A 13131-nucleotide genomic window follows, 5' to 3' on the forward strand; every position below is an offset into this window, starting at 1 on the left:
TGAGGCGGGCGGGACGCGACGCCCCGCCCTGCGTGATCACTGGGCCTTTCCGGCCCGATCGAAGTTGTAGACATAGGAGGTGTCGATCGACCAATCGCTTACATCTGCCCCTACACCGTAAGGCTCGTTGGCAAGCACCATGAAGATCGCCCCGGCCTCGTCGCGGATATACTGCCCGATATCGGTCAGTTTCTCCCGCCGTTCGGCGCGGTCGGTCTCGGCCGCAAGGCTCGCCAGCTTGGCCTCCAGCTCATCGGAGGTGAAGGAGGCGAACAGCGACCGCTCGGAGAACCCTGCCTCCACCCCGTTCTCGGGGTTGGGGAAGGGAAAGCCCCGATGCGTCATGGCGAAGTCGAGCTTGCCACCGCCGGTCCATTCCGAACGGACGCTGGGCCAGTCGGTCGGCTCAATGGTGGCGTTGATGCCGACCTCGGCGAGATAGAGCGCCGCGGCTTCGGCCATCAGCGGCAGCTCTGCGCCGGGCGTGGTGGTGAAGGTTTTTAGCACCATGTCGAACCCGTCCGCATAGCCCGCCTCGGCCAACAGGTCCCTCGCCTTGTCCGGGTCATAGGGATAGGGCGGCACGCTATCCCACGCGGCGACCGGCGTGTCGCCACTGGCCACGGTGCCCTGCCCCGCGAAAAGCTCATCGATGATCGTCTGCTTGTCGATGGCATAATTCATCGCCTGCCGCACGCGCTTGTCCGCCCAAGGCAGCTCGGCGTTGAACCGCTCGGGATCGGACTGCACCACGCCGCCGAGCCGAATGACCGGAGACCACGTCTTCTCCGCCGAGACAATGCGAATGCCTGCCTCTTCCAGGCCCGCGATGCTGTCAAAGTTCACCGGCGCGATATCCGCCTCGCCTGCGCGTAGCATGGCGACGCGCGTCGCCTCCTCCGGCACGGCGCGGAAGCTGATACGCTCCCACTGCGGGTCGACACGCCAATGATCGCCATCGCGGCGCACCATGTTGATCTCGGACCCGTCGACCAAACTTTCCAGCACATATGCCCCGGTGCCCACCGGCGGCGCGGAATCAACCGCTTCGCCCTGAGATTCCGAATAGCTCTTGCAGACGATGCCAAGCTGTTGCGCCTCGCCGAAATACCCGGCATCGAGCAGGAAATCCGGTGCCGAAAGGTTGACCACCACCGTGCGTTCATCCGGTGTCTCGACCGTGTCGATAATCCGCCGCATGGTCGAGGCCGGGCCGGCGCGGCTGTCCTCGGCAATCAGCCGTTCGATAGAGTATTTCACGTCTTCCGCCGTGACCGTTCCACAGCTTTCGTCCGAGAACGGCACGCCCTCGCGAAGGGTGAACGTCCATCTCGTGCCGTCGTTCTCGACCGTCCAGCTCTCGGCAAGTCCGGGCTCGGTATTTCCTTCGGCGTCGAGATAGACGAGGTATTCATAGACCGTGTCGAGGTAGGTCTTGCGTTGGCCAGACCCACCCCATGGCGTCATCGTCTGTTCAGAAAAGGTTGGCAGCGCGACGACGAGCGTGTCGTCCTCCGACTGCGCCATGACGGGCAGTGCGACGGCGCAGGCGGCAAGAGCCGCCAGGCTTCCGCGAATAAATCCATGGTCTTGCATCGTTTCCTCCCTGTTGATGCGCGCATGTTTGTTTTTTGTTTTCCAAAAGTTTCATTTGGAAACTGTATTTCTGTCAACAATTCTTTTAGGAAACTTGCCTGAGAGGCGGATATCTGGCCATTTTGTCGACAAAAGAAGGATACGACCATGCAAGAGATCGGCACACCTCACCCGTCGAACACCACGGAAGACATCGTCGCGACGCTGAAATCGCGAATCTTCTCGGGCGAACTGCGGCCGGGGACTCGCTTGATCGAAACCGAACTCTCCAAGGCTTTCGATGTCGGACGGGGTCGCATCCGCGAGGCGTTTCGCGTTCTTGTTGGCGAGGGACACCTGGAATCCCTCGCAAACCGCGGCGTCGCGGTGCGCCGCTACACCCGGGCTGAACTTCTCGACATGGGCCGGGTCCGCGAGGTGTTGGAAAGCCTCGCCGCCCGCCTTGCCGCCGAGAAGCCCTTGACCGACGAGCGGCGCACCGCCCTGCGCGAGGCGCAGGAGCGGATGGACGCCGCGGAGGCCGCGCAAGACCTCGAGACCTACAGCCGCGAGAACCGCGCCTATCACACCCTGATCGAAACCATCGCCGACAACGCGCATCTGGCCGACCTGATCGAACGGGTGCGCATTCCCTATCTTGGGCTACGCCTGCCCCGGATATTCGAGATCGAACAGATGCGGCAATCGAACGAGGGCCATCGGTTCGTCACCTACGCGATCCTCGCAGGGGCTCAGGACGTCGCCGAAGCCGCGATGCGCAGCCACATTCGCGCTGGAAACACGCACACGGCGGCCCTGCCCGACGATGTCTTCGACTGAGTCAACCGGCATCCGCAGAGATCCCGAGCGCCTCCAGCACCTCGGCGGTATCCGCCCCGAGCCCCGGTGCGACCTGGTCGACACCCGGCCCGTCGTGATCAAAGCGGAACCCCGCATTCAGAACCCGTGAGCCATCGCCAAGATCGAGGAACAGGCCGCGCTGTTGAAGTTGGTCCATCTCGATCGCCTCGGCCAGCGGCCGCACCTTGCCCGCAGGCACCCCGGCCGCAGCCAGGGCTGCCTCCCAGTCCGTGGCGCTGCGCGCGGCAAAGCGCTCGACAAGCAGGGCCCGCAGCGCCGAGTCATGGGTCATGCGCGCCTCCGGCGTGGCAAAGCGTGCGTCCTCGAGCAACTCCGCGCAGCCCAGGGTTCTGAACAAGCGGGCTACCTGAACCTGCTGCACCGCGCCGATGGTGATCTCCCCTTCGGCCGTGGGAAACGTGTCTGCCGTGGGTGCGCCGGAAAAGCCCCGGTTGCCAGCCCGCACCGGTTGCTGACCCGTCAGGATCATCGGCATCACAACCGAGCTCATCATCACCATTGTCGCATCCAGCATCGACACGTCGATCACCTGCCCGCGCCGCTGCGGATCACGCTCGCGCTGCAGGACTGCCGAGAGAATCGCGAAGGCGGAGAGCAGCGCCGAATAGGTATCAACGATGGGAAAGCCGATGCGTTCCGCCGGTTCGCCCTCCTGCCCGGACAACAGCATCAGGCCAGACACACTCTGGATCACCTGGTCGATGGCGGGAAAATCGCGCATCGGCCCGCCCTGCCCGAAGCCCGACACCGAGCAGCAGATCAGTGACGGATGCGCGTGGATCAATGTCTCGACCCCCAGCCCCAGCCGGTCCGCGACGCCGGGGCGGAAATTCTCGACGAAAACATCTGCCGAGGCGACCAGCCCCCGCGCAGCGGCGCGCCCGGTCTCGGACTTGAGGTCCAGCACCACGGATTTCTTGCCCGCGTTGGCCCCCACGAAAGGCTCCGCCATCCCGCGTCGCGCCGGATCACGGGTGTAGAACCGCATCGGATCACCGGCGGGCGGCTCGACCTTGATGACCTCCGCCCCCAGCAGATTCAGGAACTGCGTTGCCAGCGGACCAGCGATGACGTGGCTGAAATCTGCCACGCGGATCCCCTCGAGCGGTTTCGCCATGCCATTCTCCTCAGCCTGTCAACCGGCCCGAAACACGACCGCGCCAACACCAATTTGGTTTCAAAGAGAAACCGTTTGTCAAAGGCTGTCAAGGGTCCAGACGATTCGACGGGTCTCTCCTGCCCGAAGCGGAGTCGATCAGCCGCCACAGAAGTTCGAACAATAGCGCACGCTCGGCCTGTGACAGCGGCGCGAGCAGTTCTTCCTGCATCCGCGACATGTCGAGACGCATCCGACCGACCCGTGCCGCACCCGCCTCGGTCAGGTAAAGGGCGTTGAGCCGTTTGTCCGTAGCTTCCTTCCTGCGCTCGATCAGCCCCACGCACTCAAGCTCGTTGACCAGCTTGGTCAGGGCGGATTTGCGAAGCACGATGGCTTGGGCCAGGTCCTTTTGACTCAAACCCGGATTGATCGCGATCAGGTTCAGAACCGCCACCTCACCACCGGCCACCTCGTGCTTGGTGAAGAACTCTTCGTTGCGTTCGAGTATTCTTGATCGGAGAATGCGCGTGACAAAGGAAATGTCGGAATAGAGGTGGCCAAGGTCGAGCCTGCCTTCGGGTTCTTCTTCATACTCCATGGCCATCCTGTCCCCATGTTTTCCATTCGCTATGCCGAATGTCTCCCACTTGTCAAATATGGGTGTTGACAGGATCTAAAAAAGGTTTCCATGATGAACCAAATGAAACGGACACCAACGCAGGGGAGGGCGCGGTGCCAGTTCATGCCACGTTGCAACAAGCCTTTGCCGAACGCGCCGATGGCGTGCAAGCTGATGGCGCCCCGCTGGTAGGCGTCTTTGGCGAAGGCGTTCCCCTGCCCCTCGTCGCTGCGCTCGGCGGACTCGCGGTCGATGTCAAGGCACCGCCGCTGTCGGACGAGACGGAAGGTCCGTATTCCGATCTTGTCGCGTCGGTTACCGAACCCTTCCTCGATCCCTTCACCACCCGCTTCCTGCACCGCTTCGCGGCCGGCGCGTTCGACAGGTTCGCCACGCTGCTTTTCGCGCGTGACGACGTGGCCGCGCTGGCTGCCTATCAATACGCGCTGGAATTGCGCCGGCAGGGTCGGGTTCCCGGTGCCGCTCCGCGACTTCACCTTTGGAATCTGCTGCACACCGACAGCATTCCCGCCGAAACCTTCAACCGACATGAACTCGAGCGGCTCGTCTCGCATCTGGAGGAGACCCTTGCGACCCGGTTGGACCATGACCGGCTGTCCGAGGCCATCGAGGCCGAGAAGAGGCGTAGCGCGGCGCTCGATGCGCTCCCTCCCGGCGGGCGCGACGTATTCATCGCACGCAATGCGGGCCGCTGGATGACCCCCGCGACCCACGCCGCCTTGCTCGACCCGCTGCCGCGCCCGCGGCCCTCCGGTCCGGCAATCGTGTTGCTGGGAACGGCATGCGATATTCCCCTCCTGCACGACCTCTGCGCCGAATTCGGACAGGTCCGCGCCGACATTCAGGACTATGGCCGACGCGCCCCGCAGCCAACTGGCGCCGCCGATCTCCTGCGCGACATCGTCCACGATCCGCTCGCGCCAAGGGCCGCGCCACCTGCACGCTTCACCCGTGCGCTGCACGACACGATCAAGAGTGCCGATCTGGTCATCGCCAGCCTCGACACCAACGACGATTCCTTCGGCTGGGACTTGCCGCGTTTGCGCGACGTTGCAACCGCCCGGGGCGCACGGTTCCTGAACCTCGGCTTCCGCCCTTTCCGCCCCGACGAGGCGTGGAGGGCGATGGCCCGCGCAGGCATCGCGGAGGCGCTCGCATGACCTGTGCCAACACCGCAACCGCCTTCCAGCGCGACTGGCTCAAGGGCCTGCGAGCGCGCATCACCGATGGGGCCGCGTTCGCCTTCGTCAACGCCGATACGCCTCACGAGCTGTTTCACTTCATGGACACGCCCATTGTGACAAACCAGTGGTGGTCTGCCGTGATATCTGCAAAGCAACTGGCACCGCATTATTTCGACCGGATGGAAGGGCTCGGGTTCCATGCCCATCTGCCACGCTATTCCAGCCTGCCTCTGATTGCGCAGATGGAAGGTGATTTCGACCGCCAGCCTTGGGGCGGCCTGCCCGCCCCCGCCATCCTTTGCGCAAGGGCGAGTTCGGACGAGCATCCACGCCTTTTCCAGCTTTGGGCCGAACTGACCGGCGCCGAACTGCACCTTCTCTCCGCGCCTGCCACGCCGGACCCAACGCCCGACTGGTGGATCCACGCCCGCGAAGACTGGGAAGACTTGTACGGAACCGCACGGCTGGACCTCATGGTAGCCGAGATGGAGGATCTCATCGCCGCTCTGGAACGTCTTACCGGGCGAGTGTTCGACCACGAGGGTTTTGCTGCCTACATGGCGCGGATCGACGAACAGGAGCGCGTGCTTGACGAGGTCGCCCAGTTGATCGCCGAGGCCGCTCAATGTCCGATGGGCATCGCCGAGCAGATGCCCAACGTGATGATTCCGCAATGGCATCGCGGCTCTGACTGGGCGATGAGCCATGTCCGGGCCTTCCGAGACGAGGTGGCCGGACGGATCGGGCGGGGCGATGCAATCTGTGAGAACGAACGCATCCGCATGATGTGGATCGGTGCCGGCCTGTGGTTCGACACCTCCTTCTACCGTGCCTTCGAAGAGACGCATGGCGCGGTCTTTGTCTGGTCGATGTATCTGCCGTTTGCCGCCGATGGCTATATCCGCGCTGATCACGGCGATCCGTTGCGCGCACTGGCCGCACGGGTCTCGGCGATGAACGAACAGCTTCATCAACCGCCCTGGGTCAACGAATGGCTCGTCCGGGAAGCGCGGCGCTGGCGCATCGACGTGGCGGTGATGCTGGTGCCGGAACATGACCGATTCTCGGGATACGGATCCTATTTTGCGCGCGAGGCGCTTGTCACGGCGGGCATCAAGGTTGTCGAGGTCCATTCGGACATGGTCGATCCCCGCGACTGGGATCGCGCCGCCATGGAGGCGCGCGTCAGCGCGGCGCTGGATGAGTTGGAGGCCGGATGATGGGAGCGCTCGACGGGCTCAAGGTGGCGGATTTCTCGTGGGTGGGTGCAGGCCCACGTGCGACCAAGGATCTCGCCGACAACGGGGCGACGGTGGTCAAGATCGAGTCGGCCCGTCGTCTCGATCTGGGGCGGCGCTCACCACCCTTCGCCGGCGGCGACGGGCGCAACCCCGATGCCTCGGTGTTCTTTGCCCAGACCAACACCTCGAAGCGCAGCGTGACGATCAACCTGTCGGACCCACGCGGCGTGGATGTCGCGAAACGGCTCGTCGCCTGGGCGGACGTGGTGGTGGAGAATTTCGGCCCCGGCTACATGGATCGTATCGGGCTCGGCTGGGACAGCCTGCAGGACATCAGGCCCGGGATCATCCTCGCGAGTGTCTCGGTGGCCGGACGCACCGGGCCGATGGCGGGCTTTCGTGGCTACGGCAATTCCGCCGCCGCCTGGTCGGGCCATTGCGACATGACCGGCTGGCCGGGTAGCGAGCCGCATATGCCGCCCTTCGCCTATGGCGACGTGGTGGCGCCGATGATGCTGACCGTGGCGATCCTTTCGGCCTTGGAGCATCGTGACAGGACCGGAGCGGGCGTCTGGGTGGATGTCAGTCAGATCGAAGCGATGGTGCAGGTCGCGGGCGACCTGTTTGCCGAAATGCCTGCGGAGAAGCCCGCCAATGACGATCCGGACATGACGCCCCATGGTGTCTTCCCATGCCGCGATAGCCAATGGATCGCCATCGCCTGCGAGAACGACGCGCAGCGGGCGGCGCTGGAAGAGATCCTCGGAAACGCAGCGGTCGCGGAGGCGACGGCCGGCCGGGACGCGTCCGCGTTGGAGACTGATCTGGTCGCGGCAGGCATTCCGGCAGCAGCGGTGCTGGACGGAAAGGGCGTGTCGGAGCACCCTGCCCTGAACGCGGCGGGTCATTTCGTTCGCGTCGAACACCCGGTGATCGGCCCGGCGAAGATGCCCGCGCCGCCCTACACATTCAGCGACACGCCGGGCGATGTGCGCCCGTCGCCCTGCCTTGGCGCAGACAACGCAGCCGTATTCGAGAAAATCGGACTGACCGAGGCGGAAGTCGCCGAACTGGTGGCCGAGGGGGCATTGGCATGAAGTTGCTGGAAGGCATCAGGGCGGTGGTCTTGGCCGACCACCTCGTGGATTTCGGTGGCAGCATCCTGGCGCGGCTGGGGGCCGAGGTCGTGCTCGCGCAGGCGGCTCCGCTCACCCCGGCGCGCGCGAAGGCCTGGCACAAGGGCATGGTCCGCAGCGACGCACCGCTGGAGACGCTCCTCGACGACGCCGACATCCTGCTCGACGACCGCCGCAGCACCCCCCGCCATCACGTGGACGCCATGGCGGCACGGTATGAGCGCCTTGTGCATGTGGTCGCCACCGGCTTTCCCGGCGAGACACGCCCGGTCACCGACCTGACGCTGATGGCGCAGTCGGGGCTGATGCATGTGACCGGCACGCCCGACCGACCGCCGCTACGCCTGCCGGGCGAGCAAGCCTATGCGCTGACCGGTATCCAGGCGGCGACTGCCGCGCTCATGGGGCTTCGGGCGCGGCGCCATACCGGCCGGGGCCAGCGCATCACGCTCTCGGCGCTGCAGGCCACCGCGCTCGCCAATTATCGCGAGGCGGTGATGTACGAACATACAGGGCGGATCGGCACGCGTCGCGGCAACATGTTGGTGCGCGGCAAGTCCGGAGTGCGCCAGATCTGGCCCTGCGCGGATGGCTATGTAACCTGGTCGATGATCGACAATCCCGGCATGATGCGCGCGCTGGTCCGAGTGATGCAGACCGAGGGCGCGGCCGGTGAACTGGCGCAGATCGACTGGGAAGAAATCCTAGTCGCCGACACGGATCAGGCGGTCATCGACCGCTGGCAGGATGTTGTCGCGGCCTTCTTTGCCCGCCATGACCGAAAAACGCTGGCGGATTGGTCCCTCGAACATGGCTGGGGACTGTCGCCGATCATCCGGTTGAGCGAAGTGCGGGACACACCCCAACTGAAGGCGCGGGGCGTGTTCGACCCCGACGGGGTGCCGGGGGCGATCTTCGCCGTCCATGCGGGGCGCAGGCCATGACTGCGCTGACGGGTCTTCGCGTTCTCGACTTCTCGCGGCTCCTGCCGGGGCCCTACTGCACCTGGCTCCTTGCCGACCAGGGTGCCGAGGTGATCCGGGTGGAGCATCCTCGCGAACTGGCCAAACAGGCGAAAGTCTTCGGTTGGGACCGGCTCGACGACGCCGGGCGCGCGCGGCAACGGGCACGCGACATGCTGGCGCGGGGCAAGAAATCCATCTGCCTCGACCTTGGCGAATCCCGGGCCCAGTCCGTGCTCAGACGCTTGGCGGCAACCGTGGACGTGGTGGTCGAGGATTACCGCCCCGGCGTCCTGGACCGGCTGGGGCTTGGCTATGACAGGTTGTCGGCTGAAAATACCGCGCTCGTTTTCACATCGTTGACCCTCTGCGGCCAGACCGGACCGCTGCGCGACAAGCCCGGGCACGACCCGGTCGCATTGGCGCTCGCCGGGGTGTTGAGCCGCACGGGCGAGAATCCGGACGCCCCCGGCCTGCCCGGTTTTGCCGCCGCAGACGTGACCACGGGCGCACATGCCGCTTTCGCCACGCTGGCCGCCGTGATGCAGGCGCGGTCGACCGGCAAGGGACAGCATGTCGACGTGTCCATGACCGACTGCGCGCTCGTCCTGCTGGCCAACCTCATCGCCCGCTACGAAGACCTGTCAGACCTTCCACCGCGCGGCTCGAGGCGGGCCGACGTGGGGCTCTGGCGCTGCGCGGATGACCAATGGCTGGTGACCACCGACATGGAGCCGCGCTACTGGTCCGCCTTCTGCACCGCCATCGGCAAACCGGAATACGCTGCTTGGCAGATGGACGAAAGCCGCCGAGCCGAGATCCGCGCCGGGCTTCAGGCAATCTTCGCCACGCAACCCCGCGCGCACTGGCTGAAGCTTCTTGAAGCGGCTGGCACGCAGTTCGCCCCGGTCAACAGCCTCGCCGAGGCACTTCAGGAACCGCATCTGCGCGCGCGCGGCATGGTGATCGCGCTCGAAGCACCCGGAGGATCCCTCACGCAAGCCGGGCCACCTGTGCGGCTGGGGCCTTTCACACCGCCTGATCCGGCGGTGTTACCAGGAACCCATACTGGCGAGGTCCTGCGCGGCCTCGGCCTTTCGGATAAGGACATAACCGCGCTGGTGCCCGTGCCCGCGCAACAGACCGGGCCATCAACCCCGGCACACGACTGACCCACAATCCAGGGAGGACCAAACCATGCTCAGAACAACCATAATTGCCACGCTCTGCATATCCGCGCTGCCCGCCTGGGCAGCCGATTTCAACCTGACCTACGCCTCGCCTTATACCGAGACGCACCCCTACGGCGCGGCCGATGCGGAGTGGATCGCGCGGATTGAAGAACAATCCGGCGGGCGCGTGGAAATCACGCCCTATTGGGGCGGTGCCCTTGTCACCTCGCGCGAAGGAGTGGACGAACTGGCCGCCGGCGTCGCAGATGTCTCCTATATCGCGCCGATCTATGCGCGCTCTGGATATGACATGAACCGGCTCGTGCCTGGGATGTTCTACGGCTACACCGACCCCGAGAAGGTTCTGGACGTCTACATGGACCTCGTTGAGGAATTCCCCGTCTTCGGCGAGGAATTGAACGGCGTTCATGTCGTTGGCTACAACGTCGGGACACCGATGCACCTGTTGTTGCGCGATGCGCCCGTCGAGACGTTGGATGACCTTCAAGGCCTGCGTATCCGCTCGGCGGTGGATTTCATCGGCCCGCTCGCGGCCTTCGGCGCCGAAGGCGTGACCATGCCAATGACCGAGACCTATCCCTCGCTGGAGAAGGGTGTCGTGGATGGCGTGATCGCTCCCTACGAGGCGTTGAAATCTCTGAGCTTCGCGGAGGTGGTGAATTTCTATTCCGAACTGCCGCATTCCCGCGGTGCCTATCCGTCACGCGCAGTCAACGGCGATGTCTGGGCCAGCCTGCCGGAAGACATCCAGCAGGTATTCGACGACAACGCCGAGTGGCTGAGCCTGCGCACGCTTGAACTGGCCCAGGAGGCCGAGGACGCGGGCCGGGAATATGGCCTGGAGCAGGGCGTGCAATTCAATGCCGTCGCACCGGAGGTTGTCGCGGAATATTCCGAAACCTTCGCGCCCGCGATCCGCACGGTCGCCGAGCAACTCGACGCCATGGGCAAGCCGGGCACCGAGGTGCACGAAGCGATCCGCGCGGCATCTGGCGAATAGGCGGAATGGGGGGCGCAAGGCCTGCGCCCCCCGCTTTCGGAAAGGAAGAGCCATGCGGCCGGTCGAAAGATTTCTGGGCGTGATCGTGCAAGGGGCGGCGGTTCTCGGCATAGTATCACTGTTGGCACTGATGGCGTTGACTGTCGTGACGGTGACATTTCGCGCCATCGGGATCGCCTTTCCCGGCACCTATGTGCTGGCAGAGTTGCTGCTGATCCCCACCGTTTCCTGTGCGCTTGTCTTCGCCGCGCGAGAGGACGCCCATACCCGGGTCGATCTCCTGGTTCAGAGTTTCAACCGACGCCTTTCGGGCCTGTCGAAGGGGCTCACGCTGCTGGCTGGCACCGTCTTCTGGGGCTTCGTCCTCTATGCCGGGATCGAGGAGGCACTGCGCCGTGGAAAACAGGGTGAGGTAACGCCGCTGCTCGATATCCCGGTCGCTCCGTTTCGATGGCTCATGGTCACGGCGATAGCCGTGCTGATTGCCGTTTGCGTGCTGGGAGCGACCCGGCTCATCGCCGGATGGGAGGCTCGGAAATGACACCGGTTCTGGCTGGAGTGATCGGAATCGCAGCGATGTTCGGCTTCATCGCTTTCGGCATGCCCATCGGCTTTGCGATGGGGCTGGTCGGGGTGATCGGCTTCGGGCTGCTGATCAGCTTTCACGCCGCCGTCATCAAGGTCGGGGTGATCGCTTTCGACCTGGCCACGAACTACGCCATCGGAACGGTGCCGCTCTTTTTGTTCATGGCGCATGTGCTGTTCGCCTCTGGCATCGGGAAAGATCTCTACGATTTCGCGGCCCGGATGCTCGGGCACCGCCGCGGCGGGCTGGCAATGGCGACGATAGGTGCCTCGGCCGGCTTCGCCTCGGTCAATGCCTCGTCGCTGGCGACCACCGCGACGATGGGGCTGGTTTCGCTCCCGGAGATGCGCCGTCATGGCTACTCGCTGTCACTGGCCTCGGGGTCGGTCGCGGCCGGCGGCACCATCGGCAGCCTGATCCCGCCCTCGGGAATGTTCATCATCTACGGCATCCTGACCGAGACCTCGATCGGCGACATGTTTGCCGCCGGCATCATCCCGGGTATCCTGCTTGCGCTTTTCTACATGTCGGTCATCGCCATCCGGTGCCGGATCAAGCCCGCTCTCGGTCCGGCAGGCCCCCGATACGACTGGCGCGAGCGCTGGCAGGGTTTTGTGCGCACGGGCGATGTCATCCTGCTGTTCATCTTCGTGATGGGCGGCATTCTCTGGGGCTGGTTCACACCCACCGAGGCAGGGGCCATGGGCGCCTTCGGAGCACTGCTCATCTCCGGTCTGCGCGGCAAGCTCAACCTGTCCGCCTTGCGCACCGCCGCCTTCGACACCTTGCGGACCACGGGGATGATCTTCGGCATCCTGTTCGGCGCACTGGTTTTCAACGCTTTTGTCACCGTCACGACGATCCCGCTCAACCTGGTCAACTGGGTCGGCGCCGTCGACCTTCCGCCACTGGCCGTGCTCCTGATCATCCTTGCGCTCTACCTGTTCCTCGGAATGATCCTCGATGCTTCGGCGATGATGACGCTCACCGTACCGCTGTTCTTTCCGCTGGTCACCGGGCTGGGATACGACGCGGTCCTCTTCGGCGTTCTGGTGGTTCGGATGACCGAGATTGCCCTGATCACGCCACCGGTGGGAATGAACGTCTACGTGCTGAGTGGCGTTGCCCGCGATATTCCGCTGACGACGATCTTCCGGGGGACGGCACCTTTCGTCCTTGCCGACTTGATTCACGTCGCGCTGTTGTTGGCCGTGCCCGCCCTTGTCCTCTGGCTTCCTTCGTTGTGATGCACAAGCCCAGATCACCGGGGGGCGGATCATCAAGGGTGCGATATCGAATTTCTGACGCCACCGGTCCATGCACCGCTATCTTGGTGCAGACGCCCTGACGGTCGGCCAGCCAGCGCATCCGGCATTCCGAAATCGGCTGCACCGTCTTATCCGTCGAAACAGCGCATCCGCCGCCGTCTGCAACGTCCCCCAAAAACGGCGAGGGTCGCCAGAACCTGCCGCGAGGGGGCACGACATGATCCGCGCCCATCTTCATCGGTGAGCCGGGGATGCGCGGCGCGCGCCGACCTTCAAGATCAGGTGCCAATAGGCGCGGCTATCTGGAAGCCCTGTTCGATGGACAGCGACGCCGCCAACTGGCTCCGCGCGTGGACGCCGATCCG

Annotated in this window: 12 protein-coding genes; 9 read left to right on the forward strand and 3 right to left on the reverse strand. The window is 64.6% G+C overall.

The window, feature by feature from the left end:
• Window positions 1-36: 36 nt before the first annotated feature.
• Window positions 37-1527: an ABC transporter substrate-binding protein gene (locus B9Y97_RS04635; protein ID WP_217809438.1), complete on the reverse strand. Its 1491-nt coding sequence runs from the start codon at window positions 1525-1527 to the stop codon at window positions 37-39.
• 216 nt (window positions 1528-1743) lie between these two features.
• Here B9Y97_RS04635 and B9Y97_RS04640 point away from each other — a divergent pair, with 216 nt between their 5' ends.
• Window positions 1744-2415, forward strand: a complete 672-nt coding sequence (locus B9Y97_RS04640) for a GntR family transcriptional regulator (RefSeq protein WP_085525650.1) — start codon at window positions 1744-1746, stop codon at window positions 2413-2415.
• Between the two features lies 1 nt (window position 2416).
• Here the strand turns inward: B9Y97_RS04640 and B9Y97_RS04645 are convergent, their stop codons facing one another.
• Window positions 2417-3574: a CaiB/BaiF CoA transferase family protein gene (locus B9Y97_RS04645; RefSeq protein WP_085525651.1), complete on the reverse strand. Its 1158-nt coding sequence runs from the start codon at window positions 3572-3574 to the stop codon at window positions 2417-2419.
• An 88-nt stretch (window positions 3575-3662) separates the two neighbouring features.
• Window positions 3663-4154 (reverse strand): MarR family winged helix-turn-helix transcriptional regulator, encoded by a 492-nt coding sequence (locus tag B9Y97_RS04650; protein WP_176224302.1) that lies wholly within the window; start codon window positions 4152-4154, stop codon window positions 3663-3665.
• A 134-nt stretch (window positions 4155-4288) separates the two neighbouring features.
• Between B9Y97_RS04650 and B9Y97_RS04655 the strand changes: the two genes are divergently transcribed.
• From B9Y97_RS04655 to B9Y97_RS04690, 8 genes are read left to right on the forward strand one after another with little or no spacing between them, the layout of a single operon-like run.
• Complete coding sequence (locus B9Y97_RS04655) at window positions 4289-5356, forward strand: 2-hydroxyacyl-CoA dehydratase family protein (protein ID WP_139828225.1); 1068 nt, start codon at window positions 4289-4291, stop codon at window positions 5354-5356.
• Window positions 5353-6600: a 2-hydroxyacyl-CoA dehydratase family protein gene (locus B9Y97_RS04660; protein WP_085525654.1), complete on the forward strand. Its 1248-nt coding sequence runs from the start codon at window positions 5353-5355 to the stop codon at window positions 6598-6600. Before B9Y97_RS04655 ends, B9Y97_RS04660 begins: the two co-directional genes overlap by 4 nt.
• Window positions 6597-7718, forward strand: a complete 1122-nt coding sequence (locus tag B9Y97_RS04665; RefSeq protein WP_254900848.1) for a CaiB/BaiF CoA transferase family protein — start codon at window positions 6597-6599, stop codon at window positions 7716-7718. The genes B9Y97_RS04660 and B9Y97_RS04665 overlap by 4 nt, the downstream gene beginning before the upstream one ends.
• The gene (locus B9Y97_RS04670) at window positions 7715-8701 is read left to right on the forward strand and encodes a CoA transferase (RefSeq protein ID WP_085525656.1); all 987 of its coding nucleotides are present in this window, start codon (window positions 7715-7717) and stop codon (window positions 8699-8701) included. Before B9Y97_RS04665 ends, B9Y97_RS04670 begins: the two co-directional genes overlap by 4 nt.
• Window positions 8698-9891, forward strand: a complete 1194-nt coding sequence (locus tag B9Y97_RS04675; RefSeq protein ID WP_085525657.1) for a CaiB/BaiF CoA transferase family protein — start codon at window positions 8698-8700, stop codon at window positions 9889-9891. Before B9Y97_RS04670 ends, B9Y97_RS04675 begins: the two co-directional genes overlap by 4 nt.
• A gap of 25 nt (window positions 9892-9916) precedes the next feature.
• A complete protein-coding gene (locus B9Y97_RS04680; RefSeq protein ID WP_085525658.1) occupies window positions 9917-10912 on the forward strand; it encodes a TRAP transporter substrate-binding protein in 996 nt (331 codons plus the stop codon).
• 52 nt (window positions 10913-10964) lie between these two features.
• On the forward strand, window positions 10965-11453 hold the full coding sequence (locus B9Y97_RS04685; protein WP_176224304.1) for a TRAP transporter small permease: 489 nt from the start codon (window positions 10965-10967) through the stop codon (window positions 11451-11453).
• Complete coding sequence (locus tag B9Y97_RS04690) at window positions 11450-12745, forward strand: TRAP transporter large permease (RefSeq protein WP_085525660.1); 1296 nt, start codon at window positions 11450-11452, stop codon at window positions 12743-12745. The genes B9Y97_RS04685 and B9Y97_RS04690 overlap by 4 nt, the downstream gene beginning before the upstream one ends.
• Window positions 12746-13131: the final 386 nt, after the last annotated feature.

This window comes from Maritimibacter sp. HL-12 (genome assembly GCF_900177545.1).
GTDB lineage: Bacteria > Pseudomonadota > Alphaproteobacteria > Rhodobacterales > Rhodobacteraceae > Sinisalibacter.